Origin of the sequence: Marinobacter sp., assembly GCF_014859525.1 — a bacterium.
Classification (GTDB): domain Bacteria; phylum Pseudomonadota; class Gammaproteobacteria; order Pseudomonadales; family Oleiphilaceae; genus Marinobacter.
Map to the genome: position 1 here is coordinate 101,241 of NZ_JACUUB010000002.1, position 26,310 is coordinate 127,550.

The following is a 26,310-nucleotide window of genomic DNA, read 5'->3' on the forward strand; positions in this document are numbered from 1 at the left end:
TTATAGCTGTCGCTCATCTGGTCTGCCACCGATGGTTAGATGGTGATCAATGGCAATGGTTTCAAGTGCTCAGTCCTCAGCTTTCGGATTTAACGTGCCGGCACTGAGCGTTCTTAGCTCATCCCGCTGTTCTGGGGTAAGCGTTGCCAGGTTCCGGAGCAGGGTAGCCAGCTTTTGCTGGCGCGCGGCTTCTTCGTTCGGGCTCAAAAGCTCTCTGGCGGCTGCCAGTGTGCTGTCCCGTGCCGGTATGTGCTCCAGTCCGTCAAACAGGTTGTAAAACCTGTCGCGGGCCTGTTTGTCTGTTGCCAGCCCCGCCACCAATGCTTTGCGGGTCCGGATGTCCTGTTCCAGTAGCCAGCGGGCAAAGCGCCCGGCCTGCTCCAGTTGTCGTGTGCTGTCGGCCAGTGCTATGACTTCGGTAGCCAGTTCTGGCGTCTCCAGCAAAGCCAGGCACAGTGTGCTGTCTTTGCTCAGCTTTACATCAATCCGTTCTTCCGTTGGCCGGTTCTGGCGTTCGCCCCGCCAGCCTCTGGCTTTATATTTCTGGTCGCCCTGCTGGCGGTTTTGCCACTGGTTGCGGCCTCCGCACAGGCGCAGCATTTCCTGCCACATGGCGTCCCGCAGTGTGCTGCGGGGCATTTTGTTCAGCAGGGGCTCGGCCCTTGCCCGCAGTTCGCCCCGGTGTTCTGGTTGCTGTAAATCCAGGCCTTCACTCTGGCGGTCGAACAGGTAGCGCGAGAGCGGTGTTGCGCCTTCAATGCGTTTTTGGAAGGCGCTGGCGCCCTCCTTGCGGATCAGAGTGTCTGGATCTTCGCCGTGCGGCAGCATCAAAAATTGAAGATGCAGACCATCCGCCATCAGTTCCAGGGCGTTCTCCATGGCCCGATCAGCCGCCCGGAATCCGGCCTGGTCACCGTCAAAGCAAAATACAATGTGCCTCACTTGTTTGAGTAAGGCGGTCAAACTGTCCTGATTGGTCGCTGTGCCCAAGGTCGCAACGGCGTAATGTATGCCGTGCTGGGCCAGTGCGATCACGTCCATGTAGCCTTCTACTACCAGCAGCTTGTCGAGCTGGCGGATGGCTTGCCGGGCTTCGTGCAGGCCATAGATCTCGCGACTTTTATGGAATACGTCCGATTCCGGCGAGTTGATGTACTTGGCCTTGTCGTCGCCCAGGGTGCGACCGCCAAAAGCGACGGTTTTACCACGGCTGTTCCGGATCGGGAACATCACCCGGTTTCGGAATAAATCTCTTGGCCGGCCGAACTTGTCAGAGACGGTTTTGGTTTCTAACAGTGGCCCTTTCAAATCTTTGGGCGCGGCCTCATACAGGGCCGTGCCTGTACCGGGTGCAAAGCCCACCTGGTACTGCTTAATAATGGCGTCGTCCAGGCCGCGCTGCTTCAGATAATCTCTTGCGTAAGCGCCTTGCTGGCTGGCCAATGCCGAATGGTAGAACTTGCCGGCAAAATCCAGAGCGTCGGTCAGTGTCCGTGCTTGCTGCATTTCCTGTTTGGCGGCCTGGTCGTAAGGCACTTCCATGCCGGCACGTTTGGCCAGTTCTTCCACGGCTTCTGTAAAGCCCAGACCCTCAAATTCACGGATGAAGCTGATGGCATCGCCATGAGCGCCGCAGCCAAAGCAGTGATAGAAGCCTTTGTCTGGCCGAACATTGAATGAGGGCGTTTTCTCATCATGGAATGGGCAACAGGCTTTGTAGTTGGCACCGGCTTTCTTGAGAGTAATGCGGGATCCGATCAGCTCTCCCAGATCAATACGATCCAGCAGGTCTTCAACAAATCGTTGAGGGATCAGTCCGCTCATGGTGGCTCCACTTCATCCGGAACGCCGGATACAAACGTTATTCACCATAGCCAAAAATGCCGCCGAAGCCAGGCCTCGGCGGCATTTTCAGTTTGCCGGATAAGGCGAAACGCCGTTCCGGCAATCAGTCTTGCTGTCGATACGATCTGAACTCAGTACAGACGCTCGAACTTGCGCTGCTCACGCTGAAGCTTCTTGAGATGACGCTTAACGGCAGCAGCTGCTTTGCGCTTACGTACGGCAGTCGGCTTCTCGTAGTGCTCACGACGACGTACTTCAGACAGTACACCGGCTTTTTCGCAAGAACGCTTGAAGCGACGCAGTGCTACATCAAACGGCTCATTCTCTTTCACTTTAACAGCTGGCATTCGAAAATCACCTACCTGATAGATTCGGTTTCAATGAATTCGATCGGCGCTTGGCACCTGATCGGCTCGATCCCTGGTCAGATTGGCTAAAACTCGACCAGTGCATAATTTAGGGCGGCAATGATAGCGCCTGGACTGGTTCAGGTCAACGACTGTTCAACGAATCTGCCAGAGCCTTTCGGGTTTCTGCTAAAATGCCGGCAGCTTTCAACGACCCTTTCGGACGCGACCCTGATTATGCTGATTCTTGGTATCGAAACTTCCTGTGATGAAACCGGTGTTGCCTTGTTTGACGATGAGCACGGCCTGCTGGCCCATGCGCTGTTCAGTCAAGTCGACATGCATGCCGATTATGGTGGGGTTGTGCCTGAGCTGGCGTCTCGTGACCATGTTCGCAAGCTGTTGCCGCTGTGTGACCAGATTCTGGTCAGTGCTGGCAAGACCCGTGCAGACATTGATGGCATTGCCTATACCGCGGGCCCCGGTCTGGTTGGCGCTTTGATGGTCGGTGGGGCTGTGGCCCATGCCCTGGGGTTTGCTCTGAATATTCCTGTGTTGGGTGTGCACCATATGGAAGGGCACCTGCTGGCTCCGATGCTGGAGGACAATCCCCCGGCCTTTCCCTTCGTGGCTCTGTTGGTCTCTGGTGGTCACACCCAGTTGGTCAAGGTGGATGGTATTGGTGAGTATCAGATGCTGGGTGAATCGGTGGATGACGCGGCCGGTGAGGCGTTCGACAAAACCGCCAAGATGTTGGGGCTGGATTATCCCGGCGGGCCCCGGGTTGCGGCATTGGCGGAGCAGGGTCAGGAGGGGCGATACCGGTTTCCTCGCCCGATGACGGATCGGCCGGGACTGGATTTCAGTTTTAGCGGGCTGAAAACCTTCACGCTGAACACGGTCAACGCGGCCAGGGAGCGCGGCGAGCTGACTGAGCAGACGAAGGCGGATATCGCACTGGCGTTTGAAGCGGCGGTGGTCGATACTCTGACCATTAAATGCCGGCGGGCGCTGGAACAGACCGGCTCCAGGCGACTGGTGATTGCGGGTGGAGTAAGTGCCAACAAGCGGCTACGAGCCGCGCTGGAAAAGATGACGGCAAAAACCGGTGGCTCGGTATTTTATGCTCGCCCGGAATTCTGTACCGATAACGGCGCGATGATCGCCTACGCTGGCACTCAGCGCCTGAAGGCGGGGCAGCGGGACGGTGAGCGAATCGTGTCTGTGCCACGCTGGCCAATGAACACGCTACCGCCGGTGCACGAGCCCAGAGCCAACGGCTTGGTGGATTGACGCCAGTTACAGGCCGGTTTCCCGCCCTTGGGCCAGTCGAATCAGGTTGTTGCGGTGGCGCACCACAATCAACAGGGTCAGTAACCCGAACAGGGGCAAGGTTTCTGGTTCAATTAAGGCGCTGATTACCGGGCCACTGGTGATGGCGATCAGCGATGCGACGGCGGAAATTCGCCACCGCCACATGATGACCAGCCACAGTGTGGCCATGATAAAGGTCGTCAGGGGTGCCAGTGCCAGCCCGGCCCCCAGAGCCGTTGCCACACCTTTCCCCCCTTTGAATCGATAGAACAGCGGGATCATGTGGCCGGTGACGGCGCACAGAGCCACCATGGCTTGTACCAGGATCGACAAGCCGGCCATGTGAGCAAGCCAAACCGGCAGCCATCCTTTGAAGGCATCCAACATCAAGGTTGTCAGTGCGGGTTGCCAGCCGCCTGCCCGGTAAACGTTGGTGGCGCCGGGGTTGCCAGAGCCCAGGGCTCTTGGGTCCGGCAAGTGCCAGAGACGGCATATCGGTAAGGCAAACAGCACAGAGCCTGCCAGATAGGCACCGAAGCAAAGCAGGACAATCAAGATCGGATTGCTGGTCAGGTCCATGGTTACATCATGGGCGCGCAGACGGCACCGGGTGTTCTGTGAGAATATGCCCGTTTTGAAATCCAACAAGCAGGTGAGTGATCACAGTATCGCTTGCTTGCGCAATATTCAATCAGCCTTGAGTACAACTACTGGGAGTCCGGTTTGGCAGAGCATACTTTAGACACGGTGCTCATAGAGGGCCTGGCGGTGGAAACCGTTGTGGGTGTCTATGATTGGGAGCGGGAAGTTAGTCAGCGATTGTTGGTGGATCTGGAAATGGCCTGGAATATCCGGATACCCGGAGCCAGCGACGATGTCGCCGATGCATTAGACTATGCGGCGGTTAGTGAGCGGGTAAGCCAGTGTTTGCAAGCCATGAAACCCCAGCTGATTGAGCGCGCGGCAGAAGAGGTTGCGGCGATGCTGCAATCCGAATTTGGTGTACGTTGGCTGCGTCTGGCTCTGCACAAGCCAGGTGCCGTACCTGCCGCACGTTCCGTGGGTGTGCGGATTGAGCGTGGAGTAAGGGCATGAGTCGGGTCTACATCAGCGTTGGCAGCAATATCGAGCGTTATCGGCACGTGACGGCAGCGCTGGATGCGCTGGCTAGTTGGTTTGGCGAGTTGATCATCTCGCCAGTCTATGAAAGTGAGTCTGTGGGCTTTGAGGGCTCTGATTTTCTTAATCTTGTGGTGGGAATCGACACGAATTTGACGGTGGGGGAGTTGTCGCGTCGCTTTAAGCAGTTGGAGGCGGACAATGGCAGGGTCCAATCGGCACCAAAGTTCAGCCCCCGAACGTTGGATCTGGATATTCTCACCTACGACGAAGCGAACGGAGTTGTGGATGGCGTTGAATTGCCACGGGCAGAAATTTTAAAAAATGCCTTTGTGCTGCGGCCGCTGGCCGACATTGCCGGCGATGAGCGGCACCCTGTCTGTGGCGAGCCTTACCACACGCTCTGGCAGAACTATCAGCGCGACCAGAAGTTGTGGCCGGTGGACTTCAGTTGGCAGGGCCGCCTGGTGTCACGGGCACTTGTTAGCTGACCGGAACCTTTGAATCAGGTGGTCGGTGGCGCTGTCACCGGCGCTACCGGCTTTCTCTTCGCCCAACAGTAGCGGCAGTATCTCGTTGCCAATCTGCTTGCCCAGCTCCACCCCCCATTGATCAAAACAGTCCAAGTCCCAAATCACGCTCTGCACAAAGGTTCGGTGTTCATACAATGCAATCAGCGCCCCCAGTGTTTGTGGCGTCAGTTTTTGCATCATCAGAATGTTGCTGGGCTGGTTGCCGGGAATCGTTTTATGGGGCGCCAGTGCTTTTGCGCTGCTGACATCCATGCCACTATCGATCAATTCCTGTTCGGCTTCTGTGCGGCTTTTGCCGGCCATCATGGCTCTGCTCTGGCTCAGGCAGTTGGCAAACAGAATGGCGTGGTGATGCCCGACCCGATTATGAGATTGCAATGGGATAATGAAGTCGGCCGGTATCAGTCGGGTGCCCTGATGAATCAGCTGGTGATAGGCGTGTTGACCGTTGGCCCCCACCCCGCCCCAGAGCACCGGGCCGGTTTGGCAGGTAACATCCTGACCATTTTGGGTAACCCGCTTGCCATTGCTCTCCATATCAAGCTGCTGCAAGTGTTCTGGCAAATGCTTCAGGTATTCGTCGTAAGGCAACACAGCATGGCTTTCGGCGCCCCAGAAGTTGTTGTACCAGATACTCAGCATCGCCATCACGACCGGCAGATTGCGCCCGGCAGGTTGATCCCGGAAGTGGCAATCCATGGCGTAGGCGCCGTCGAGCAATCCCCGGAAGTGGTCCATGCCCAACGTCAACGCAATAGGCAGACCGATCGCTGACCACAACGAGTAACGTCCGCCGACCCAGTCCCACATGGGAAAAATGTTGCCGGGGGCTATGCCGAACTTGGTTGCTTCGGTAACGTTGGCGGTCACTGCCAGAAAATGCGTTGCCACGGCGGCTTTGGTGCCGCCGTTATCAACGAACCACTGCCTCGCAATCAGGCTGTTCTCGAGTGTTTCCTGGGTCTGGAAGGACTTGGACTGCACCAGAAAAAGCGTTGTTTCAGGATTGAGCCCGGCGAGGGTTTCTGTAATGTCGGTGCCATCGATATTGGCTACAAAATGACAACGCAGATTGCCCTGCCAGAAGGGCTTTAGTGCCTCAACCACTAGCTTGGGGCCGAGGAATGAGCCACCGATACCGATGCTGACCACATCGGTAAAGGCTTTGCCGGTATGGCCTGCGTGTTTGCCAGCATGAACGGCTGAGACCAATTGCTCCATGCGATCCAGGGTGGCGCGGATTTCTGGAACGATGTTCTGGCCGTTAACCCGAACGTCTGTGTCACGGCGCTGACGCAACGCCGTGTGCAGGGCAGGGCGGTTCTCGGTGAGATTAACGATGTCGCCGGCAAACAGGGCTGATCGTCGTTGCTCAAGGCCACAAGCATTGGCCAGCTCGATCAGTGCCGACAGGGTGGCATCGGTAATGCGGTTACGAGAGAAGTCGAGGGCCAGTCCGGCACCTTCCACCAGATAGCGACGGGCGCGCTCTGGGTCTTGCGTAAACAGATCCCGCATGGTCGTTTGCGCAAGCTCTTGCTTGTGTTGGGCCAGGGTGCGCCACTGCGGGCGATCAGTGGGTGTAGCCGGTTTGTCCGCCATCAGAGGATCCTTTCTATTTACCGCCTCTGCCGGCAGAGGCGGTGGTTCCTGAGTTATCGAGTAATGCTGAGATTATCGATCAGCCGGGTGGTGCCCAAAAACGCTGCGACCAGCAAGGTGATCTCTTGGTCTGTCGCGGTAGCGGGCTCCAGCGTGTGGCTATTCACGATGTTGAAGTAATCCGGCCGCAGCCCAGCCTGACTTAGGGCTTCACAAGCTTCACGCTCAAGCGAGTCATGGTCGGTGCGGCCCTGCGTCAGTTGTGTCGCTATGTTGGCAAGAGTTTGGTACACAACCGGCGCAATGGCTCTTTCCTGCTTGGACAGGAACCCGTTTCTGGAGCTTTTGGCCAGACCGTCGTCTTCTCGTACCGTCGGCGCGCCGATGATTTCTACCGGAATCAGTAAGTCGCGAGTGAGTTTTCGAATCACCGCGAGTTGCTGAAAATCTTTTTCGCCGAACACAGCAAAATCTGGCTGGACCATGTTGAACAGCATGGTCACAACGGTCGCCACGCCCTCAAAGTGCCCGGGACGGCTGGCACCGCAATGGCTTTCGCTGACATCCGGCACCACCACCTTGGTTTGCCGGGCCAGACCTTCCGGGTAGATTTCTTCCGGGGACGGCGCAAACACCAGCGTGTTACCTGCACTGGCCAGCTTATCCTGATCTTCTGCAAGGGTGCGCGGGTACTTGTCCAGATCTTCGTTGGCACCGAATTGCATCGGATTGACAAAAATGCTGGTCACCACCACATCTGCTGCTTCTGAGGCCTTTCGCACCAGCGAAACATGACCCTCATGCAGGTTGCCCATCGTGGGTACCAGGCCAATGGTTTTACCTTGCTGCCGGGCACTGCGCAGCATGGATCGCAGTTCTTTCAGTGAATGTACAGTTCTCATGCCTTGAACGTATGCTCCGCAGCCGGGAATGAGCGCTCTTTCACTGCCGTGGCGTAGGCGGCAATCGCTTCGGGAATCGAGTGGCTCTCAGCCAGAAAGTTTTTCACAAATCGCGGTTTGCGGCCGACGGTGATGCCGAGCATATCGTGCAGCACCAGTACCTGGCCGTCGGTATCGCAGCCTGCGCCAATGCCAATTACTGGTGCTCTGACAGCCTGGGTTATGCGGGCCGCCAGGGGGGCGGGCACGCACTCAAGCAGAATCACATCGGCACCGGCCGATTCCAGTTCACAAGCGTGTTCAATCATCGCTTCAGCGGCTTTTTCATCACGGCCCTGCACCTTGTAACCGCCAAATTTATTGACGAACTGTGGGGTGAGCCCAAGATGGGCGCACACCGGCACGCCGCGCTCGCTCAAAGCCTCGATGGTGTCTCTCATCCAGTCGGTGCCTTCGAGTTTGACCATGTGTGCCCCGGCGCGCATCAGCTCTGCCGCGTTATCAAGCGCGTCGGTGACTGTGCCGTACGACAGGAACGGCATATCTGCCATGATCAATGAGCCGGTGTTGCCCCTGGCAACGCAGGCGGTGTGATAGACCATTTGCTCCATGGTTACCGGCAAAGTACTGTCGTGGCCTTGCAATACCATGCCCAGGGAGTCACCAATCAGGATTACGTCTACCCCTGCTTCGCTGACCACGTGTGCAAAAGTGGCATCGTAAGAGGTAAGGGCAGAGAAGGCTTCGCCTTTTTGCTTGTATTCCCGCAGGGTATTAATGGTAACTGCCATAAGATCCTTGCCTTTTGGGTGGATGAGCCAGCTATGCTCGGGGTCCGCCGAGTTCAAAGTGATAGATTAATGCCGAGGTATATAAGACACAAGAGTAGCATGGAGAGCCTGACAGGTATTCAGTGGCTTCCGGTTTGGGGTTGCAGCAGCCGCAGCCGATTATCCGGACACTTCCTGCGCAGCGCCTGAAGGCTCCGGCCATCGGGTAGGGTCAGCTCGGGATTCAGGTCAAGCAGCGGTTGCAGTACAAAGTCACGCTCGGCCAATTGAGCGTGGGGTACCGTCAAGCGTTCGTCGCAGATGCTGTCATTACCATATATCAGCAGGTCCAGGTCCAGCGTTCGCGGCCCCCAGTGTTGAAGGCGTTCTCGGCCATGGGCCTGCTCTATGGCTTGCAGGTGGTCCAGTAACTGGTGTGCGGGCAGTTTGGTGGCAAGCGCTACCGCGCCGTTAACGAAATCCGGTTGATTCTGGGGGCCAACCGGTCGGCTGGCATAAAAGGGCGACTGTGCCTGCAGGGTGGTGTCTGGAAGATTGGCCAGTTCAGAAACGGCTCGTGCCAGTTGACCTGCCGGATCTTCAAGGTTGCTGCCCAAGCCCACATAGACCATGACCGTCATGACTGAGGCGGCCTCTTTACCGGACTGCGCTTACGGCGGCGTTTGCGGGGCGCTGTGGTCGACCCAAGCTCCGATAACATCTTTTCCTGAACCCGTTCATCCGCTCGTTGGAAGTCGGTCCACCACTGGCCCAGTCCCGGCTCAATTTCGCCTGCGGATTCCCGTACCAGCAAAAAGTCATAAGCGGCGCGAAAGCGTGGGTGTGTCAGGGTTGCAAACGCCCGTTTGCCCTGGCGGCGCGGCAGGCGTATCTGCAACTCCCAGATTTCTTTCATGGGGCCGGAGAAGCGCTTGGGAATGGCTGTGGCTTGTACTTGGCGGCCAATCACTTTGCCGATGGCACCGTGCAATGCAGGCTGCACCGGGTCACCGTTATCTTGTCGGCGGTGCCATTCCGCCTGCAGAGCCGGCCATAGCATAGCCGCAAAAAGGAAGTAGGGCGTGACCGATTTGCCTTGAGCTATCCGGGCGTCGGTGTTGCGCAGGGCCTGGCGAATGAGTTCGTCGGATTCGCCGGCCTCGATGGCCTGTGCGGTTTCCGGAAATAACGGCGCCAACAAGTTGTATTCGCGTAGCAAATCGTACGTGGCTTCACCGTGACCGGCAGAGAATAGCTTGAGTACTTCATCGAACAATCTGGCTGACGGAATGTGTGTCAGCAGCGGAGCCAGCTTGCGAATCGGTGCTTCGGTGTTCGGCTCAATATTAAAATCGAGTTTGGCGGCAAACCGTATTGCCCGCAGCATGCGCACCGGGTCTTCCCGATACCGGGTTTCCGGATCGCCGATCAGGCGAATCTGGCGGTTATTCAGGTCTTGAACGCCGTTGGCGTAATCAATAATGCTGAAGTTGCGAATGCAGTAATACAGGGCATTGATAGTGAAGTCCCGCCGCAAGGCGTCTTCTTCCAGGTTGCCGTAAACGTTGTCTCGAAGCAGTAGCCCGTGTTCGCTGGTTCGGTGTTCGTCGTCAGCGACTTCTTCCCGGGCGTCCAGGGCGTTGCCCCGGAAAGTGGTGACTTCGATGATTTCACGACCGAACACAACGTGCACAATACGGAATCTGCGCCCGATCAATCGGGAGTTCCGGAACAGTTCGTGCACTTCTTCCGGTGTGGCATCGGTCGCAATGTCAAAATCCTTGGGTTGGCCCCCAAGGAGAATGTCTCGCACGCCACCGCCCACCAGATAGGCTTCGTAGCCGGATTTGTTCAGTCTGTGCAGGACTTTTCTGGCCTGCTCACTGATCATGGAGCGGGAGACAGTGTGTTGATCCCTCGGGATCTCCTGCCGCTGGTAGTGTCGGACTTTCTTTTTCCCGTTACCGGGAATGAAGGAACGTAGTTTTTCAACAAGTCTATTAGGCATGGAATTCCGTGTTTGCGGTGCGCAAAAACGAAGATTTTAACGGTTTGCGCAGGAATTGCACACGTTTAGGCCGTATTCGTGAAGAGAAAGGTGATATCAGGGGGGGATTTTCGAGATTTTGACGTTTACCGAAGGCCAGATAATCAAAAGGCGGATCCGTTTTCACGAACCCGCCCTCAAAGCGTTGACGATCTGCATTGTTTTTGTTGTTGTCGGGATTCTTTTTGATTTTTCTACCCCACCGTGGTGTCCAAACGATAAGGACTTTAAGCAACGCAAACGGAAAGCTTTGAATACACAGAGCGGTCAGGAACATGGTGCGGGTTATCTGAATAGCTGCAGCGCCGTTTCGAAAACGATTCTTATCTACATCTACAACTCGCACATGCCTGGGGACCACTAAAAAGCAAAGTACCCAAAACACTCAGTTCGCTTGCGTCCAGTTCTTGTTTTTGTTGGCGGACGCCTATGCAGCTTTTTGTTTTTGTTTTATCGCTGCGTTGTCACTTTTGTTTTTGTTGTTGTGCCCCCTTAAGAGTGCAGAGGCCGTGCCAGTTTTTGAAATGTCTTGGTTAACATGGGGTTAAGTATTTTCAAGAAATAAGTGTTACCCCGTATTTGCCTAAAGTGTTACCAGTCCGACGTTATGTTTTTCGGAAGTGTTACCGTGGGGAACGCCGGGTAACAAATGATTCTAGGTTCATTTTTTGGTTTTATCCGTTTTTCTTGCGTGGAATGCCCAACCGCTGGCGACGTTCCCACAGGGATTTCCGGCTGATGCCAAGTTTCTGGGCCAGCTCGGTCTCACTCATCCGGTCCTGATTCTCCAGCACGAAATGCTGAAAGTAGTCTTCCAGAGACAAGTCGTTTGAAGCATCTGCATCCCGGGAGCGGGTCTGCTCATTATTGCCCTCTACCAGGGTTTCGGGAATGTATTCATCGCCGGAGTCGCTGTCCAGGTCCAGTACGGCCGGTGTGATGATGTCGCCATCCGTCAGTATGGAGGCCCGTTCGATGGCATTTTCCAGCTCACGTACGTTGCCGGGCCAGCGGCAGCGCTCAAGCGCCTGCATGGCTTCCGGGCTAAGGCTGAGCTCTGGTCTACCCAGTTTCTGTGACTGTCGCTTCAGAAAGCGCTGGGCCAGGCCGAGAATGTCGGAGCGACGCTCCCGCAGCGGTGGAATACGGATCTGCATGACGTTAAGACGGTAATAAAGGTCCTCCCGGAATTCACCGGTTCGGGTCATGGCTTTCAGATTTCGGTGGGTCGCGGCAATCATCCGGACGTCGACGATGCGGCTTTGGGTGGAGCCTACTTTCCGTATTTCACTTTCTTGCAGCACGCGCAGCAGGCGCGCCTGGGCCTCCGCTGGCAGTTCGCCGATTTCGTCCAGGAACAGGCTGCCACCATCGGCGGCCTCGATCAGGCCGGTGCGAGCAGAGACAGCCCCGGTGAACGCGCCTTTTTCGTGGCCAAACAGCTCGGATTCAATCAGGCTCTCCGGAATGGCAGCACAGTTAACCGAAATGATCGGTTTGGTTGCCCGAGGGCTAAGCAGGTGCAGTGCCCGGGCGGCGAGTTCTTTACCGGTGCCGGATTCACCCTGGATCAGAACCGTGGTTTCGGTTGGTGCCACTTTGCGAATCAGAGTGAACACTTTCTGCATGGGCTCGCATTGGCCAAACATAATGGCGGAGGGGTCTGATGCTTCTGCACTGGGCGGAGTGGTCTGCTCATCGTGGGCCTGACTGCCTGCGTGGCTGATTTTGCGAGAGAGGATGTTTTCGACCGCCGCCAGCATCTCGTCATGGTCGAAAGGTTTGGCAATGTAATCGACCGCGCCCAGTTTCATGGAGTCGACCGCGGAACGCAGGCTGGCATAGCTGGTCATGATCAGCACCGGTGTGTTGGGCGCGCGGTTGATCATTTCAGTGCCGGCGGCGCCGGGCAGTCGCAAATCGGTGATCACCAGGTCGAAGTTGTCTGGCTCAAGGGTATCTGCTTCTTCTACGGAGACAGCATCCGCTACCTCATAGCCGGCATGCTGAAGCAGTTTGCGTACAGCTGAGCGGATAATGTCTTCATCTTCAACAATCAGAATACGGGGCATATCGCGTTCACGACCTTTCGTTCGGGGTGCTGTTGCCGGTATCGGTTTCTGGCTCGTAGGCGGGCAAGCGTAACCTCATGCAAGTGCCTCGGCCGGTGTTTCTGTTTGCCGGGCTTTCAACTTGTACGTTGCCATAGTGTTCTTCAACGATGCTGTACACCAGAGACAGGCCAAGGCCGGTGCCTTTGTTTGGTGCCTTGGTGGTGTAAAACGGCTCGAATATGTGATCCAACTGGTCTGCTGGAATGCCGGTACCCTCATCGATCACTTCGATGATAGCGGAGTAACCGTCACGGTTTCCACTGACTCGAATCGTACCCCCATCCGGTGAGGCGTCGCGGGCGTTAGCCAGGAGGTTGACGAAGACCTGAACCAGGCGCTGCTCGTCGCCCAGCACTTGCAAGCTTTGAGGGCATTGGTTGAGGTAGCTGATACCCATGCCCCTGTCACTTAATGAGAGCAGATTGATGGATTCTTCGATGCAGCGATGAATGTTGACCGGCTCGTAACGATTGGCGTGGGCGTGATTGCCGGTACGGGCAAAATTCATCAGCGACTGAAGAATGGTGGAAATTCGCCGGGTTTGCTGCTGAATTTGGTCTGCGGTCTCCAGAATGGAGGGGTCGTCGGTTTCCAGTTTCAGATTTTGTGCCAGTGAGGAGATGCCGGTCACGGGATTACCGATTTCGTGAGCGACTCCGGCGGCCAACCGGCCTACCGACGCCAGTCGCTCACTGTGCATCAATTCGTCTTCCAGCAAACGGGTTTCGGTTTGATCCTCAACCAGAATGATGGAGCCGCCTTCGGTATGATCAGGCCCGCTCAGCGCAGCTTTGTGCAGGTTAAGCCAGTGAGGTTTGCCCCCAAGATCGAGCCGGTGTTTGTATCTGTGCAGCTCGTTATCCCGGTTGAAGTCGTCCAGCAGGGCATGCCAGCGATCCGGCAGTGCGAGCAGTTTTGCGCCAACCACTTCGTCGGCGGAAATGCCGGTGAGGAATTCCATGGCGTGGTTCCACATCAGAATTTCACCGTCCTCCCCCACAGAGCATGCCGGTATCGGCAGATTTTGCAGCGTCTGGCGGTAGTGCCGGCGCAAGTTGTCGAGTTCTCCGGCCAGTCCGGTCAGCTGGTTCTGGTAGTCACCAAGTGCACGCTCCACATAGCGGATGTCCTGGCCGGTGCCCCCGTGGGTCAGAGGTTTGAAACCCAGATGTCGTTTTACAATGTCGCGGGCGACTGAGGGCCCGAGCAGGCCCGAGAGGTTGACCTCTACCTGATCCCGCAAGCGTCGCAGCTGATACGGTCGGAATTCCACATTGGGCAGTTTGAGCTGCTCGAGGCCACGTTCCACCTCTCTGCGTGCCACGCTCATGCCTAGCGGATCGGCCAACTGTTGAATAAAGTCATTGGAGGATGCCGCCAGCAATTCCCGGCGCTGGGGGCGGGAAAGCGCCCCAACGGAGCAAGCCTGAGCGGCACTGGTTTCTTCGGCGGAGGCCGGGCTCAAGATAGAGACCAGGGCAAATACCGAAATATTGGCAGTCAGGCTGACAAACGTGAACAGGTGCCAGTTGTCGTACCCGGGCGAAACCGGCAAATCCAGCCAAATGAGAAGGTCGGTGCCGTGAGAAAACGGCAGCACCAGGGTAATCAACCAGATGGCAAGACCGGTCATCAAGCCCGCGATCAGCCCGCGTCGATTGCCTTCAGGCCAGTAAATCACGCCCAGAGCCCCCGGCAGAAGTTGCAGGGTACCCGACAGCGAGATGGCCCCCAGAATGGAAAGGTCCAGATGCTGACCAATGGTCTCGTGAAACAGCAATGCCAGGAACAGGATCGCGGCAATCAGCAGGCGCTTGACCCATTGTAACCAGCGGTAAATGTCGCCCTGATCTTTCGGTGTTTTCAGGGGCAGCACCACATGGTTCAGCACCATGCCAGCAAGCGACAGGGTGCTCACAATCATTAACCCGCTGGCCGCCGATAAGCCGGCAATGTACATCATCAGGGTCAGTGCCGGACTGTCCAGTGCCTGCGCCACGCCAATGCTGAAAAAAGCGGCGGGCACACCAACGTCCAGCGCCTGGCCCGCCCAGACAATCAGCGGTACCGGCAGGCCCAGCAGCAGCAGATAAAGCGGCAGGCCCCAACTGGCTTTTGCCAGCGCTCGGGGTGAGGGGTTTTCACTGAAGGTCATGTGGTACATGTGCGGTAGCACCAGCGCAGCGGCAAATGACATCAGCAACAACGCCCGCCAGCTACCGTCGTCAATCGCCGCGGTCATGGTGACTTCTGGGTGGGAGGCTTCGGCCAGCCATTGTTCGAGGCCGGCAGTGCCGCCGAAGACGCCAAACAGGATCACGCCGCCAAGAACCAGCAGGGCTACGACTTTGACCAGAGAATCAAACGCGATGGCCAGCACCAGGCCCTGGTGATTCCCAGTGTTCTGATGGTGACGGGCACCGAAGAGCATAGTGAACAACACCACGATCAGGCTGAACATCACGCTGATCGCTTTCGGGGATGTGTCGGGTGCCAGGAGGCTGGCGGATACTGCCACCGCCTGAATTTGCATGCTTAGCAGGGCCAGAATCGCGGCGGCAGAGCAAAGGGTGACGAGTGTGCCGGCCCATTGACTGCGGTAGCGGTAGGCGAAAAGATCCGCCAGCGATGTCAGCTGGTAGGCCCGGCCAATGCGAAGGATGGGGTTGAGCAGCACCGGGGCCAGCAGGAACGCCCCTGAAATTCCCAGGTAATAAGCCAAAAAGCCATAGCCCGATTCCGCAGCCATGCCGATGGCGCCATAGACCGCCCAGATGCCGGCATAAACCCCAAGACTCAGTGTATAGACAAGCGGGTGCCGCACCCAGCGGCGCAGCAGGGTGCCGCGCTCGGTGCTCCAGGCGATACCGAACAAAAGAATTAGATACAGGAGGCTGGCCAGTAAAAGGCCGGTGGCGCTAAAACTCATTGGGATCTCGCCGCCACTCCAGCCAGAAACCAATGGCAATCAGACCGCCCCAGATGACATAGGGGCTGTACCAGGTGTTGTCTGGCGAAGTCCACCAGTCCAGGATGTTGGGAGAGAAAATATAAATGGCCAGTACCAGCAAAAAGACCAGGCGGTAGATGTACATCGGCTCAGTGGTCCGGAGGCAAGTGTGTGTTTGGGTTTATACCATGGGCCTGCTGCGATGTCAGTGGAATGGCCTGTCGTTGCCAGTGGTGGCGACCCCATGCCAGTACGTCGTCCACTGTTGCTGTATGCAAGCTAGCGGGTGGAGTCTGGCCCAGTGCACCCAATGCTCTGACCAAATTGGCTGCGGGCTGAGTATCATTAAGGGCTGGGGCGCGGGTCTGTTTGCTGAGCTTCTGGCCCTCGCTGTTGAGGATAACCGGGATGTGCAGCCATTGAGGGGGCAGCGCCTGCAGTGCCCGGAACATCTGTTGTTGCTGTGCGGTCATGTCGAGCAGGTCTGAGCCACGAACAACGTGTGTAATGCCCTGGTCGATATCATCAACCACCACGGCGAGCTGGTAGGCGTAGAACCCCTCCTTGCGCAGAATGACCGGGTCGTCCCGTTCTGCACAAACCTGTTGGTGTTGGGGCCCCAGCAAAAGGTCTTGCCAGTAACTGGCTTCGTCGCTCAAGGCAAATCGGATGGCACAGGGGGCGTCGATGTGTGCTGGTTGGGTGGTTCGGCAGTGAGCTGGGTGGTAACCGCCGTGTTGTTGAAGCTGTTTTCGGGAACATCGGCAACGGTAAGCATAACCTTGTGATAACAACTGCTCGACGGTTGCCTGATAGGCATCATGGCGCTTGGACTGAAAGCGCACGGGTTCATCCGGAAACAGGCCGTGACAGTTGAGGGAATGCAGAATCTGGCCGATGGCTTCGGGAGGCTCTCGCAGGGGGTCCAGATCTTCGATACGAACCAGCCAGTCGCCGCCGGCGGCGCGAGCTTCCAACCAACTGGCCACAGCCGTCACGAGGGAGCCGAAATGCAGCGGACCAGTGGGGGAAGGGGCGAAGCGCCCGCGGTACCGAAGTTGCTCCATAAACGTTCTTCAAGCCGGCGGAGTTAGCCGCCGGATGTCGTTGAGGCTTAGATGCCGGTCTGGCGCTCGCGGATTTCAGCCAGAGTCTTGCAGTCGATGCATAGAGTGGCCGTCGGGCGCGCTTCGAGGCGACGAGTGCCGATTTCTACGCCACACTGATCACAAAAGCCGTAGTCGTCTTTGTCGATGCGGTCGATGGTTTTGTCGATCTTCTTGATCAGCTTGCGCTCGCGATCCCGGGTGCGCAATTCCAGACTGAACTCTTCTTCCTGGGTTGCGCGATCACTGGGATCCGCGTAATTTGCGGCGTCTTCCTGCATGTGGTGCATGGTGCGGTCCACTTCTTCCATCAATTCCTGCTTCCATTTCAGAAGCAGATCCTTGAAGTGCTGCAGCATATCTGCACTCATGTATTCTTCACCCTTCTTCATTTCATAGGGGGTGAAGTTGGTAAAACGTTCGCGTGGTTGGTCTGCAGATTTTGCCATTGAACCGATCTCTTGTTTGTACTTCACAAGAACGCTTTGCTTCCTCCGCGCCAGCATGACTGCGCGGTTTAACCCTGGATAAAGCATTCGTCCTGAAATAGGAATTTGCGGAAAATAGCAGATAAGTCACGGGGTGGCCAGCCTTGTGACCACGACTTTTTGCGGAGATCACATGAAGTTTGATGAGCCCTTGCTTGAAGGACGTCTGATTCGTCGTTACAAGCGCTTTTTGGCGGATGTGCGTGTGCCTGGCGGAGAAGAGGTGGTTGCCCACTGCCCAAACACCGGCTCCATGCTCGGGTGCCAGCCCGAGAATGCCCGGGTCTGGCTGAGCCAAAGCGACAACCCGAAACGTAAATTGCGCTACACCTGGGAGCTGGTCGAAACCACGCCCGGCGTGTTGGCCTGTGTGAATACTGCCCGCCCTAATGCCCAGGCCCGGCACGCGATTGAGGCGGGCCGGGTGCCGGAGTTGCTCGGTTACACCGCGTACCGTAGCGAGGTGCGGTATGGTGAAGAGAAAAGCCGTATCGATTTGCTATTGAGCGGCCACCCGGACCGTCCGGATGCCTGGGTTGAGGTCAAAAACGTAACCCTGGCAGAGGGCGCTCAGGGCTATTTTCCAGATGCAGTGACCGAGCGGGGCCAGAAGCATTTGCGGGAGCTGATGGCTCAGGTTGCCAGGGGTGACCGGGCCGTGCTGTTTTTTGTGGTCAATCATACCGGTATTGAGGAGGTGCGCCCTGCGGACCACATTGATGCCCGTTATGGCGAGCTGTTGCGGCAAGCCCTTGCAGTAGGGGTTGAGGTGCTTGCGTATCGCGCCGCTCTGGCCGGGCCAGACGGCAACCCGAGTGGCCGGCTGGACCTGACAGCTCCAGTGCCGGTCAACGTTGAAGCCTGACTTCTATTTGGTCACCCTGCCGGCGCACATCCAGAGCCGTCAAGGCGTCGCCCTGGCAAGGCCCCGCGATGCATTCACCGGTGCCCGGTTTGAACAGTGCGCCGTGGGTGGCGCACTGGATAAACAGGTTGTCAGCATCCATAAACCGCCCTGGCATCCAGTTCAGCTCAACGCCCAGGTGCGGGCAGAGGTTCAAATAGGCTTTCGGGGTGCCGCGCTCCAGAAACACGAAGCCGGTCAGCGGCATGCCTTCCGGCTCGACCGCCTTTTCCTTCAAGCGAAACTCGATAAAGGTGCCCGGTACCAGTTCGGCGACCGGGCACACGGCCTGCCAGGACAGACTGCGCTCAGTCATTTTGGTAACAGGGCATAGCGCATTCGGGTGCCATGGTTCAGAGACATCACGATTTCATCGGCTTCGAGGCGATGGGGAAAGTAGCACCCGGAAATCTTGGCGCTGGCAATACTTGCGCCTTCTACTCGGGCTTTCGAAAAGTCGATGCCTCGCAGATCCGCGCCCCGAAAATAGGCGTGGCGAAAATCCAGACCTTTGGCGTCGAGTCCGCGCAAATCCAGGCCCCGGAAGTCGCCATGAGCAAAGCTGGGTAATTCGCTCAGCTTTGCTTTTTCTGCATTGAACGCCTTGATGTCTTCGTTCCGAAGTATGTCATACAGCGGGTGGTCAATATGATGCAGTTCGTGATCCTGAAACTCGTCCATCGCGCACCTCAAATGATTCTACAACCCAGGGTGTAATGGTCAGTTTAGCCTTCTTGACGGGAGGGCAGGCCAAAATGCTGCCGAATCCGGTCTGCGACGACTTCTGCCACATGCTCCTGGTCTGTATGCAGGTGAATGGTGTGGGTTCTTTCTGCCGTCGTCAGGGGCTCAAACCAGGTTTGCTGCGTATCCAGTAAGGCTTCAGTAGCTTCAGAGGCATCCCCTTTGCGCTTGCGTACCCATTCCCGGCGCAGCTGCTCCGGAGCCTCACAATGCAGCAGGGCAAAGGGCGCGCCATGCGCTTCAGCGACCTCGGCAAAGCGTGTGCGCTCGTGTTCTTTCAGGCAGGCCGCGTCAACGATAACCGACAGCCCGGATGCCAGCAGGTCTGCCGCCAGGGTTGCCATGTGTTGATAGGTCTTTTCGGTGACTTCCGGGCTGTAGAGGTCGGTACCGATTCCGGATTTGCTGTTATCCAGAGGCCCCAGGCCGTGCAAGCGCTTACGCTCAACATCGGAGCGCAGGCGAATCAGGTTGAGCTCACCAGCCATAGCAGCGCTGACACAGGTTTTGCCGCTGGCGGAAAGGCCAGTAGTGGCCAGCAAGTAACAGTTTGGAATGACGCTGTAGTCTTCGGCCAACTGAGCGTAATCCCGATAGCGTTGGACCAGGGCTGTGCGCTCCGCATCGCTCAGGCTGGGATTGCCCATGGTGAACAGCGCGATCTTGGCGCGAACCATGGCCCGGTAGGCCTTGTAAAGTGGCAGCAGTGCCAGTGCCTCGAAATCGCCCCGGTATTCCAGATAGCTGTTCAGCACAAGGTTTGCGAGTGCAGGCTCGTGGCGGGATTCCAGGTCCATCAGCAGAAAGGCCAGGTCGTTGATGACGTCGATGTAGCGGAACGGTTCGTTGAACTCGATGCAATCGAAAACCGTCACCTGATCGTTGAATACCGTGATGTTGGCAAGGTGCAGATCGCCATGACATTCACGTACCAGGCCGTTAGCGCGGCGGGAGGCAATCAGGTCCCGGTGTCGCTCAAAGGTGATCTTGGTCCACTGTTCCTGGGCATCGAGTTGAGCCAGCAAGGTTTTGTCGTCCAGCAAAGGGCGAATCTGGTCAAAGTTTTCCTGCATGGCCGCGTACACGGCGTCGGGTGTGCCCAGCGGCTTGTTGTCTGCGACCGGTGGCAGGCTGTCGTGGAACACCGCTACCTGGCGGGCCAGGCTGCTGAGCATGTCAGCGGGCAGGTCGCCGCGCTCCTGGCGCTTGTCAAACAGCTGGCTCTGGTCAAACTGGCGCATGCGAATGGCGTATTCAAAGGCGTCACCATCACCGCCAATGCAGGGCTGCTCGGGGCTGCCAGTGATGGGCAGAACCTCCAGGTAGAGTGCCTCCGCCAGGCGGCTGTTAAGCCGGAGCTCTTCCTCGCAAAAGCGCTTGCGGCGCTCCAGCGTGGAGAAGTCGAGAAACCCGAAGTCCATGGGCTTTTTGATCTTATAGGCGTAGTCGCCGGTCAACAGAACCTGAGAAATATGGGTCTCGATTACCTGGAAACTCCGCACCGGGTGGTCGTATAAATCCGGGTTTTGCAGTGCTTTGATCAGTGTATCCGGTGCGTTCGCGCTCACAGTGTGCTCCTGGGTTCCCTGAACTCGTTGATTTTCATCGGTCTGTCTTCTTCGGGCATACTATACCGGCAGATTACAGAAATAACACACAACAGGCCTGCCGAAGGCCCCGTCGGCTTCGTTATACTCCGGCCATGAGCAAATCCCGTAACCCCCGCAAAAAATCTTCGAAACCCCAGAATCGGCGCAAACGCTCTGGATTTTGGCGGTTTATGTTTCGTGCCGGCGCTGTCGGTTTGGTGCTGTTGGCCGGTTGGATGGTGTATCTCGATGCGGTTGTTACCTCTCGTTTTGAAGGTCGACGCTTTGAAGTGCCGTCACGGGTGTACGCCCGCCCGCTGGAATTGTATGACGGTGCCAGTGTCAGTGCGTCTGGTTTGGCCCGAGAGCTGGAACTCGCGGGTTACCGTGCCGGGGACGGTGCTCGGGTAGGTACGTATCAGCGCAGCGGTGGGCGTTTTGTGATCAGTGCGAGAGGCTTCCGGTTTCCGGATGGCGAAGAGCCAAGGCGCCGGCTTTCACTGGTGGTCTCCGGGGATCGGGTGCAGTCGTTTTCGGTGCTGGCTGGCCCGGATTCGCCGATTGTCCGGCTGGAGCCCGCCCAGATCGGGGGCATTTATCCCTCGCATCGGGAAGACCGGGTACTGGTCCGGCTTGAGGAAGTCCCTGATCTGCTGCCGAAAGGCCTGATGGTCATTGAAGACCGTCAGTTCTATGAGCATTTCGGTGTTGCACCGCAGTCGATCGCCCGGGCAATGCTGGCCAACATCAAGGCCGGGCAGATTGTTCAGGGTGGCAGTACATTGACCCAGCAACTGGTTAAAAACTTTTTTCTGACCCGCGATCAAACGTTGATACGTAAAGGCAACGAAGCCCTGATGTCGGTGTTGCTGGAATGGCATTACGAGAAAGACGACATTCTGGAGACCTATCTCAATGAGGTTTATTTGGGGCAAGCGGGTAACCGCAGCATTAACGGGTTTGGCTTGGCCAGTCAGTTTTTCTTTGGCGAGCCACTGAAAGACCTCGATGTGCAGCAGATCGCGTTGTTAATCGGAATGGTTAAAGGCCCGAGCTATTACAATCCGCGCCGCCACCCCGAGCGGGCCAAAGCACGGCGTGATCTGGTACTGTCTGAAATGGCCGAGGCCGGCCTGATCAGTGCCGATGAGTCTGCGCGGGCGATTCGTCAGCCCTTGGGCGTCAGTTCCCGGCCGTCCTATACCGACAATCGATACCCGGCGTATATCGACCTTGTGCGCCGCCACCTGGCGCGGGATTACCGGGAAGAAGATCTGCAGAGCGAAGGTCTGCGAATTTTCACGACCCTGGACCCTGCGGTTCAGAATGCCTCAGAAACCGCGATCCGAGATACCTTGCCCAGGCTTGCCCGGGGTGACACTCGCGAGGCTCTGGAAGCCGCTCTGGTCGTGACTGCGAAAGACACCGGCGAGGTGCTGGCGCTGGTCGGTGGCAAAGATCCGAGCTTTGCTGGATTTAACCGAGCGGTGGATGCGCGCCGGCCGATTGGTTCGCTGATCAAACCGTTCACGTATCTGGCCGCGTTGGGCCAGGCGGATCGGTACACGCTGATTACGCCGGTGCAGGATCGGGCGTTCACGCTGGAGTTTGATGACGGCCGGTTATGGCAGCCAAAGAATTACGACGGTAAGGAGCGTGGAGAGGTGCCGCTGCACCTGACACTGTCACATTCTTATAACTTGCCGGCTGTGCGGATTGGTCTGGATGTGGGCATTCCCCGGGTGCAGGAGGTTTTGAGAGCTTTTGGCGTGACCACCCCGATCTCGGATTATCCGTCGATGCTGCTGGGGGCCCTGTCGTTAACGCCAACCGATGTGGCCCAGCTCTATCAGGGGCTAGCGACGTCTGGTTTCAATACGCCTTTGCGGACGATTCGTGAAGTGACCGATGCCCGCAATGAGCCTTTATCACGCTACAGCTTGAAGGTTGATCGAGTGGCCGACCCGGCCGCCGTGCATCTGGTGCAATACGCCATGCAGGAAACCATGCAGGAAGGCACTGGGCGCTCGGCGTACTTCTCCTTACCGGACCGATTGACGCTGGCGGGTAAGACGGGCACCACGGACGAGGGCCGGGATTCCTGGTTTGCGGGTTTCAGTGGTGACCTGCTGGCGGTGGCCTGGGTGGGTCGGGACGATAATGGCCCGACGGTATTGACCGGGGCCTCTGGCGCATTACCGGTGTGGTCTGCGATGATGGCGCAACTTCCGCAGCATGGATTTTCGCCAGTCATGCCAGACGGCATTCAGTATCATTGGGTTAATGCCCAGCAACAGGCGCTGACCGGAGAGCGATGTGCCAACGCCCGTCTGGTACCCTTTATTGTGGGCAGCGAACCTCAGCAGCGTATTGACTGTGAGGGGCAGTTTGGCCGGCAAATACGCAGTTGGTTTGAAGGATTGTTTCAATGATGAAAGCAGTGTTTAGCCGTTGCGCGTGCCTGGCGCTGGCTTTGGGCGTGGTTGGCTGCGCGAGTGGTCCCGGCGGTGGATCCATTTACGTGCCGGTGGGCGGGCAGGATCGTTCCACAGCGCCGGAGCCCCCAAGGGCTTCAGGGTCGGAGCAAGACGCTGAGCCGCGGGTGTGGCGCAAGAGCGAGCAACCCGAAGTGAGTGAGCCAGAGCCACCCGCTACCCGCTCCCCCAGTTACCGGCAAGCGGGCGACGAACTGCCGGCAGCGGCGGTCAGCCTTATCCGTGACGCAGATCAACGCTTGCAACAGGGGGATTACAATGGCGCCATTGCTCGTCTGGAGCGGGCACAGCGGATTGCGCCCCGTTCGGCGGAGGTCTATTTCAAGTTAGCCGAAGCCTATGTGGCAGGGGACAATTTAGGCGCAGCTGAACAGTTCACCCTGAAGGGTTTGTCGCTGGCCGGTAATGATACCCGGATGCAGCGCTCGGGCTGGTTGTTGCTGGCGGACATTCGCAGAGCACGGGGCAACGTGGCGGGGGCCGATCAGGCTGAGACGAGAGCTCAGGCTCTATAAGCAGTGAAGGCCATCCCTGGCCTTCACTTGATAGCGTCATCTGACACGTTACGCTATCAGAGCTGCAGAGGGATGGGGTCGGCCACGGTAGTTTCGCCAGCAATAACTTCGAGCGTCTGCGTGCCTTCAAACTCGATGTCGTCATCGGCTTGATTGTCGTCCAACTGACAGCTGTAACTAACGGTGTAGGTGCCTTCGGTCAGGAACGCCGCAGTCCATTGATAGAGGTCTCCGTCCTCCCCCTCCTGTTCGGTCACCGGAACCACCATCAATGGATTAAGGCCATCGCGTTCAACGTTCAGGTCAACCGGCTCTACATCAGCCCCTTCAAAGACATAGACGGCGCCGTTATAGCCCTGGCTGCACAGCATTAGCTCTTCGGAAGCCTGCCGGGTCGACTGAATCTGGGCAAAATCCACCTCACCCTCGATCTGGCCCACCTCCAGGTTATTCACCAGCCGCAGTACGGGCTTAAGCATGTAATCGCCAAGAGCCTGCCCCTGTGGATCAACGATGGATTTGCGCACGTCGAAATCGATGGTAAAGCTCTGACTGGTATCTGCCGCCACAACAAAGTTGCCCTTGAGCTTGAGGCCGCTTTGCTCGCCTGACGGCACGCCGAGGGTATATTCCGCGTCACCTTGCGATTCCCGGGTTACCCAGGAAGATTGGGTATCAATCATCAAGCGAATTTCATTGTATTCGCCTGCCGGCACCACTTCGTCAGTAATGAGTGGCTCGGTAACACCCCCTTGCAGGGTCAGAAGGTCTACAACGCCGGTTTCTTCAAGACTGAATTCCAGCCAGTTGCCATCCACTGGTTTGAGGCGGACTGCGGTAAAGGCGACGTTGACGCTGCTCAGGTCCATGGTCGGGGCATCGGTCAGGTCCAATGACACAGTCCCGGTTGATCCGGAGGAAGTGCCATCACCTCCACAAGCTGCCAATGCAGCCGCGAGTGCTGAAATTGTGAATACCTTGGTTGAACATTTCATAAAACCTCCAGGTCGTCTTCTTTCCAATGTCTGTCCGGCATTGTTGCCTTCAGTTACTTCTTAACGCTGGAGGCTTGCTGTGGGTTCCTGCTGTTTGATTAACATTCACACATAAAATTGTCATGTTTCTGCCCTTTTCTGAGGAAAGTGCATGGCGAGCGCGGCTGGTATAGACTGCTGGCTTCTGAAAACCGCAATCAGGCAGTTCTCTACTTGGCCATCCTTCCTTTTCGTCCATCCGCACAAAAGCGTTTTCAGCGCCTGGTGCAGCCGCACCTGCAAGCGCTGCACGCCTTCGCTTACCGATTGACCGGGAGCCGTCAGGATGCTGAAGATTTGGTGCAAGATGTTGTGGTCAAACTGTACCCCCGACTGGACGAGCTGGAACCGGTATCGCAGCTGCGCCCGTGGCTTAATCGGGTTCTGTATCGGCAGTTTATTGATTCGGTCAGGAAGAAAGGGCGCCAGGCCGACAGTCCGGCCAGCGACATGATAGACTCGGAGAACCAGGCGGACTGGTTAGATTCGCTGGCGTCAGACGCACTGTCTCCAGAACTGGAACTCAACCGGGAACGCCTGGGCCCGCTCCTGGATAAGGCTCTGGACCAGTTGTCGCCGGATCAGCGTACTCTGTTGTTGTTGCATGATGTGGATGGTTGGCGACAGGAGGATGTGGCCGAAGTGTTGTCGGTGCCTGTTGGCACCGTGAAGTCCCGCCTGCATCGCAGCCGCGCGGCCCTGCGTAAGTATCTTCGAGGCAGCATGGAACCAGACGCGGATTTCGAGCGTCGGGACTACTGAGGTGATGACTATGTCTTGTCGGCAAATCCGATCACAGTTACCTGAGTATGTCAGGGATCAGCAACCCGCTGTCGAGCGGCGTGAGGTGCGTGCCCACCTCGAAAGCTGTGAAAGCTGTCGCCAGCACGAGGTGTTTGAGCAGTTGCTGATGGAACAAATGGCGTCGCAATGCGCGGTACCGCCTCCTTCTTTGGATTTTGAAAGCCGAGTGCTCAGAGCGGCGACAACGACAAGCTCCGCAAAAAAGGTTCATGCGGTCTGGGGCGGTGCTGTTGCTGCCGCCTTGGTGATAGGCTTGATGATCGGGCAAGGCATGCCTGTATCTGAACCTGAGCTTGCGGAGTTGCAGGCGCCCGCAGAACAGACGTCTGTCGCGGCCGTACAGCCGGTCAATCGCACCGTGAGGCTGGCGTTTACCGCCGGCGAACCGCTGGATGACGTAACCCTGACTCTGGCCCTGCCGCCTCATGTAGAGCTGTCGGGCCTGCCGGGTCAGCACAAGGTTAGCTGGCAGGTGAGTCTGCAACAGGGTGACAATGTGCTGGCTCTGCCCCTGACCATCCTGTTCCCGGGTGCCGGCGAGCTGGTCGCAGAACTGGATGCCAACGGTCGGCAAAAAGTGTTCCGAGCCATGGTGCCGCAACATCCCGATATTGACGAACCGGCAACGATGAATAAGCGCATCAATGATGAGGAGCCTGCAACATGAGCATTCGAGCGCGATTGCAAGCTAGCCTGCTGCCAGTCCTTCTGCTGGCGGCCACGGCCCCTGTGGCTGCCAATGATCTGGACGTGACCATGAGAATGGTTGAAGACACCGAAGATTTGACCAGCGCGGTGGCTCGTGAGATCCGACTGCCCGAGCTGCCCGGATTAGCGCCTGAGGGTAAGCCTGGCCGAGGCGCAGACGCACCGGCTCGTGAGCGTGGTCGTGAATTTGGCCAATCGGCGTCTGAGCGTGCCCGGGATGCGCGCAATAGCAAGCCTGGGGTTGTTATCGATGGCTTGCCCGAGGCTGCCCGAGACGCCCGCGAACGTCAGCCTGAACGCCCGTCACGACCGTAAGCATCTGTTTGTGTTAACCTCCAGGGTTCTGTCTGGCGGGCCGAGTACGGCTTGGCCATGCCGGC

The 26,310-nt window shown here is 57.4% G+C and carries 27 protein-coding genes; 9 read left to right on the forward strand and 18 right to left on the reverse strand.

From position 1 onward, the window contains the following. Positions 1-69 precede the first annotated feature (69 nt). Together dnaG and rpsU are read right to left on the reverse strand one after the other, a co-directional pair. Entirely contained in the window at positions 70-1,824 is a 1,755-nt protein-coding gene (dnaG, locus tag IBX51_RS01235; RefSeq protein WP_291827827.1) for a DNA primase, read from the reverse strand. A gap of 152 nt (positions 1,825-1,976) precedes the next feature. Then, positions 1,977-2,192: a 30S ribosomal protein S21 gene (rpsU, locus tag IBX51_RS01240; RefSeq protein ID WP_007153483.1), complete on the reverse strand. Its 216-nt coding sequence runs from the start codon at positions 2,190-2,192 to the stop codon at positions 1,977-1,979. A 237-nt stretch (positions 2,193-2,429) separates the two neighbouring features. On the opposite strand from rpsU, the gene tsaD reads away from it, so the two are divergent. Further along, positions 2,430-3,485 (forward strand): tRNA (adenosine(37)-N6)-threonylcarbamoyltransferase complex transferase subunit TsaD, encoded by a 1,056-nt coding sequence (gene tsaD, locus IBX51_RS01245; RefSeq protein ID WP_291827828.1) that lies wholly within the window; start codon positions 2,430-2,432, stop codon positions 3,483-3,485. 6 nt (positions 3,486-3,491) lie between these two features. On the opposite strand, the gene plsY is transcribed toward tsaD, so the two are convergent. After that, on the reverse strand, positions 3,492-4,085 hold the full coding sequence (plsY, locus tag IBX51_RS01250; RefSeq protein WP_291827829.1) for a glycerol-3-phosphate 1-O-acyltransferase PlsY: 594 nt from the start codon (positions 4,083-4,085) through the stop codon (positions 3,492-3,494). A gap of 144 nt (positions 4,086-4,229) precedes the next feature. On the opposite strand from plsY, the gene folB reads away from it, so the two are divergent. Together folB and folK (IBX51_RS01260) are read left to right on the forward strand one after the other, a co-directional pair. After that, positions 4,230-4,601: a dihydroneopterin aldolase gene (folB, locus tag IBX51_RS01255; RefSeq protein ID WP_291827830.1), complete on the forward strand. Its 372-nt coding sequence runs from the start codon at positions 4,230-4,232 to the stop codon at positions 4,599-4,601. Beyond that, complete coding sequence (gene folK / locus IBX51_RS01260) at positions 4,598-5,116, forward strand: 2-amino-4-hydroxy-6-hydroxymethyldihydropteridine diphosphokinase (protein WP_291827831.1); 519 nt, start codon at positions 4,598-4,600, stop codon at positions 5,114-5,116. Before folB ends, folK (IBX51_RS01260) begins: the two co-directional genes overlap by 4 nt. Here folK (IBX51_RS01260) and pgi read toward each other — a convergent pair. The 11 genes from pgi to dksA form a co-directional block, all read right to left on the reverse strand. Continuing rightward, positions 5,096-6,760, reverse strand: coding sequence for a glucose-6-phosphate isomerase (gene pgi, locus IBX51_RS01265; RefSeq protein WP_291827835.1), 1,665 nt, complete (start codon positions 6,758-6,760; stop codon positions 5,096-5,098). The genes folK (IBX51_RS01260) and pgi overlap by 21 nt on opposite strands. A 53-nt stretch (positions 6,761-6,813) precedes the next feature. Then, positions 6,814-7,662, reverse strand: coding sequence for a pantoate--beta-alanine ligase (gene panC, locus IBX51_RS01270; protein ID WP_291827836.1), 849 nt, complete (start codon positions 7,660-7,662; stop codon positions 6,814-6,816). Beyond that, positions 7,659-8,453 (reverse strand): 3-methyl-2-oxobutanoate hydroxymethyltransferase, encoded by a 795-nt coding sequence (gene panB / locus IBX51_RS01275; RefSeq protein WP_291827838.1) that lies wholly within the window; start codon positions 8,451-8,453, stop codon positions 7,659-7,661. The genes panC and panB overlap by 4 nt, the downstream gene beginning before the upstream one ends. A gap of 119 nt (positions 8,454-8,572) precedes the next feature. Next, positions 8,573-9,073: a 2-amino-4-hydroxy-6-hydroxymethyldihydropteridine diphosphokinase gene (folK, locus tag IBX51_RS01280; protein ID WP_291827839.1), complete on the reverse strand. Its 501-nt coding sequence runs from the start codon at positions 9,071-9,073 to the stop codon at positions 8,573-8,575. Further along, a complete protein-coding gene (gene pcnB / locus IBX51_RS01285) occupies positions 9,070-10,440 on the reverse strand; it encodes a polynucleotide adenylyltransferase PcnB (protein ID WP_291827841.1) in 1,371 nt (456 codons plus the stop codon). The genes folK (IBX51_RS01280) and pcnB overlap by 4 nt, the downstream gene beginning before the upstream one ends. Next, positions 10,433-10,864 carry a hypothetical protein gene (locus IBX51_RS01290; protein ID WP_291827842.1) on the reverse strand — a complete coding sequence of 144 codons (432 nt, stop codon included), beginning with the start codon at positions 10,862-10,864 and terminating at the stop codon, positions 10,433-10,435. Before IBX51_RS01290 ends, pcnB begins: the two co-directional genes overlap by 8 nt. Positions 10,865-11,153: 289 nt before the next feature. Further along, positions 11,154-12,551, reverse strand: coding sequence for a sigma-54 dependent transcriptional regulator (locus tag IBX51_RS01295; RefSeq protein ID WP_291827845.1), 1,398 nt, complete (start codon positions 12,549-12,551; stop codon positions 11,154-11,156). Between the two features lie 7 nt (positions 12,552-12,558). Next, on the reverse strand, positions 12,559-15,522 hold the full coding sequence (locus tag IBX51_RS01300; protein ID WP_291827847.1) for an ATP-binding protein: 2,964 nt from the start codon (positions 15,520-15,522) through the stop codon (positions 12,559-12,561). After that, positions 15,512-15,688, reverse strand: a complete 177-nt coding sequence (locus tag IBX51_RS01305; protein WP_291827848.1) for a hypothetical protein — start codon at positions 15,686-15,688, stop codon at positions 15,512-15,514. Before IBX51_RS01305 ends, IBX51_RS01300 begins: the two co-directional genes overlap by 11 nt. Positions 15,689-15,692: 4 nt before the next feature. Then, complete coding sequence (gene gluQRS, locus IBX51_RS01310; protein WP_291827851.1) at positions 15,693-16,610, reverse strand: tRNA glutamyl-Q(34) synthetase GluQRS; 918 nt, start codon at positions 16,608-16,610, stop codon at positions 15,693-15,695. Between the two features lie 47 nt (positions 16,611-16,657). After that, complete coding sequence (gene dksA, locus IBX51_RS01315) at positions 16,658-17,098, reverse strand: RNA polymerase-binding protein DksA (protein WP_291827854.1); 441 nt, start codon at positions 17,096-17,098, stop codon at positions 16,658-16,660. A gap of 172 nt (positions 17,099-17,270) precedes the next feature. On the opposite strand from dksA, the gene sfsA reads away from it, so the two are divergent. Then, on the forward strand, positions 17,271-18,002 hold the full coding sequence (gene sfsA, locus IBX51_RS01320) for a DNA/RNA nuclease SfsA (protein ID WP_291827856.1): 732 nt from the start codon (positions 17,271-17,273) through the stop codon (positions 18,000-18,002). Here sfsA and IBX51_RS01325 read toward each other — a convergent pair. From IBX51_RS01325 to IBX51_RS01335, 3 genes are read right to left on the reverse strand one after another with little or no spacing between them, the layout of a single operon-like run. Then, positions 17,986-18,357, reverse strand: a complete 372-nt coding sequence (locus tag IBX51_RS01325; RefSeq protein ID WP_291827858.1) for a Rieske 2Fe-2S domain-containing protein — start codon at positions 18,355-18,357, stop codon at positions 17,986-17,988. The two genes, sfsA and IBX51_RS01325, sit on opposite strands and share 17 nt — an antisense overlap. Continuing rightward, positions 18,354-18,722, reverse strand: coding sequence for a pentapeptide repeat-containing protein (locus IBX51_RS01330; RefSeq protein ID WP_291827859.1), 369 nt, complete (start codon positions 18,720-18,722; stop codon positions 18,354-18,356). The genes IBX51_RS01325 and IBX51_RS01330 overlap by 4 nt, the downstream gene beginning before the upstream one ends. A gap of 44 nt (positions 18,723-18,766) precedes the next feature. Beyond that, positions 18,767-20,353: a bifunctional aminoglycoside phosphotransferase/ATP-binding protein gene (locus IBX51_RS01335; RefSeq protein ID WP_291827861.1), complete on the reverse strand. Its 1,587-nt coding sequence runs from the start codon at positions 20,351-20,353 to the stop codon at positions 18,767-18,769. Positions 20,354-20,487: 134 nt separating this feature from the next. Between IBX51_RS01335 and mrcB the strand changes: the two genes are divergently transcribed. Both mrcB and IBX51_RS01345 read left to right on the forward strand, forming a co-directional pair. Beyond that, complete coding sequence (gene mrcB, locus IBX51_RS01340) at positions 20,488-22,806, forward strand: penicillin-binding protein 1B (RefSeq protein WP_367166329.1); 2,319 nt, start codon at positions 20,488-20,490, stop codon at positions 22,804-22,806. Continuing rightward, positions 22,803-23,384 (forward strand): tetratricopeptide repeat protein, encoded by a 582-nt coding sequence (locus IBX51_RS01345; protein ID WP_291827865.1) that lies wholly within the window; start codon positions 22,803-22,805, stop codon positions 23,382-23,384. The genes mrcB and IBX51_RS01345 overlap by 4 nt, the downstream gene beginning before the upstream one ends. Positions 23,385-23,440: 56 nt before the next feature. Here the strand turns inward: IBX51_RS01345 and IBX51_RS01350 are convergent, their stop codons facing one another. Further along, positions 23,441-24,283, reverse strand: a complete 843-nt coding sequence (locus IBX51_RS01350; protein ID WP_291827868.1) for a DUF4382 domain-containing protein — start codon at positions 24,281-24,283, stop codon at positions 23,441-23,443. A 309-nt stretch (positions 24,284-24,592) separates the two neighbouring features. On the opposite strand from IBX51_RS01350, the gene IBX51_RS01355 reads away from it, so the two are divergent. Genes IBX51_RS01355 through IBX51_RS01365 form a run of 3 tightly spaced genes read left to right on the forward strand, consistent with a single transcriptional unit; the run spans position 24,593 to position 26,245 of the window. Further along, a complete protein-coding gene (locus IBX51_RS01355) occupies positions 24,593-25,180 on the forward strand; it encodes an RNA polymerase sigma factor (protein ID WP_291827870.1) in 588 nt (195 codons plus the stop codon). A gap of 10 nt (positions 25,181-25,190) precedes the next feature. Continuing rightward, positions 25,191-25,889, forward strand: coding sequence for a zf-HC2 domain-containing protein (locus IBX51_RS01360; protein ID WP_291827872.1), 699 nt, complete (start codon positions 25,191-25,193; stop codon positions 25,887-25,889). Further along, positions 25,886-26,245: a hypothetical protein gene (locus IBX51_RS01365; RefSeq protein ID WP_291827874.1), complete on the forward strand. Its 360-nt coding sequence runs from the start codon at positions 25,886-25,888 to the stop codon at positions 26,243-26,245. The genes IBX51_RS01360 and IBX51_RS01365 overlap by 4 nt, the downstream gene beginning before the upstream one ends. Positions 26,246-26,310 lie beyond the last annotated feature (65 nt).

What these genes read in the sequence shown, in the direction of transcription:
- dnaG (WP_291827827.1), bottom strand. Translation starts at nt 1,824, where the DNA reads ATGAGCGGACTGATCCCTCAACGATTTGTTGAAGACCTGCTGGATCGT.
- folK (WP_291827839.1), bottom strand. Translation starts at nt 9,073, where the DNA reads ATGACGGTCATGGTCTATGTGGGCTTGGGCAGCAACCTTGAAGATCCG.
- IBX51_RS01330 (WP_291827859.1), bottom strand. Translation starts at nt 18,722, where the DNA reads ATGGACGAGTTTCAGGATCACGAACTGCATCATATTGACCACCCGCTG.
- mrcB (WP_367166329.1), top strand. Translation starts at nt 20,488, where the DNA reads ATGAGCAAATCCCGTAACCCCCGCAAAAAATCTTCGAAACCCCAGAAT.
- IBX51_RS01360 (WP_291827872.1), top strand. Translation starts at nt 25,191, where the DNA reads ATGTCTTGTCGGCAAATCCGATCACAGTTACCTGAGTATGTCAGGGAT.
- IBX51_RS01345 (WP_291827865.1), top strand. Translation starts at nt 22,803, where the DNA reads ATGATGAAAGCAGTGTTTAGCCGTTGCGCGTGCCTGGCGCTGGCTTTG.
- IBX51_RS01300 (WP_291827847.1), bottom strand. Translation starts at nt 15,522, where the DNA reads ATGAGTTTTAGCGCCACCGGCCTTTTACTGGCCAGCCTCCTGTATCTA.
- plsY (WP_291827829.1), bottom strand. Translation starts at nt 4,085, where the DNA reads ATGGACCTGACCAGCAATCCGATCTTGATTGTCCTGCTTTGCTTCGGT.
- dksA (WP_291827854.1), bottom strand. Translation starts at nt 17,098, where the DNA reads ATGGCAAAATCTGCAGACCAACCACGCGAACGTTTTACCAACTTCACC.
- pgi (WP_291827835.1), bottom strand. Translation starts at nt 6,760, where the DNA reads ATGGCGGACAAACCGGCTACACCCACTGATCGCCCGCAGTGGCGCACC.
- IBX51_RS01295 (WP_291827845.1), bottom strand. Translation starts at nt 12,551, where the DNA reads ATGCCCCGTATTCTGATTGTTGAAGATGAAGACATTATCCGCTCAGCT.
- IBX51_RS01325 (WP_291827858.1), bottom strand. Translation starts at nt 18,357, where the DNA reads ATGACTGAGCGCAGTCTGTCCTGGCAGGCCGTGTGCCCGGTCGCCGAA.
- rpsU (WP_007153483.1), bottom strand. Translation starts at nt 2,192, where the DNA reads ATGCCAGCTGTTAAAGTGAAAGAGAATGAGCCGTTTGATGTAGCACTG.
- panC (WP_291827836.1), bottom strand. Translation starts at nt 7,662, where the DNA reads ATGAGAACTGTACATTCACTGAAAGAACTGCGATCCATGCTGCGCAGT.
- IBX51_RS01365 (WP_291827874.1), top strand. Translation starts at nt 25,886, where the DNA reads ATGAGCATTCGAGCGCGATTGCAAGCTAGCCTGCTGCCAGTCCTTCTG.
- gluQRS (WP_291827851.1), bottom strand. Translation starts at nt 16,610, where the DNA reads ATGGAGCAACTTCGGTACCGCGGGCGCTTCGCCCCTTCCCCCACTGGT.
- tsaD (WP_291827828.1), top strand. Translation starts at nt 2,430, where the DNA reads ATGCTGATTCTTGGTATCGAAACTTCCTGTGATGAAACCGGTGTTGCC.
- IBX51_RS01305 (WP_291827848.1), bottom strand. Translation starts at nt 15,688, where the DNA reads ATGTACATCTACCGCCTGGTCTTTTTGCTGGTACTGGCCATTTATATT.
- panB (WP_291827838.1), bottom strand. Translation starts at nt 8,453, where the DNA reads ATGGCAGTTACCATTAATACCCTGCGGGAATACAAGCAAAAAGGCGAA.
- pcnB (WP_291827841.1), bottom strand. Translation starts at nt 10,440, where the DNA reads ATGCCTAATAGACTTGTTGAAAAACTACGTTCCTTCATTCCCGGTAAC.
- sfsA (WP_291827856.1), top strand. Translation starts at nt 17,271, where the DNA reads ATGAAGTTTGATGAGCCCTTGCTTGAAGGACGTCTGATTCGTCGTTAC.
- folK (WP_291827831.1), top strand. Translation starts at nt 4,598, where the DNA reads ATGAGTCGGGTCTACATCAGCGTTGGCAGCAATATCGAGCGTTATCGG.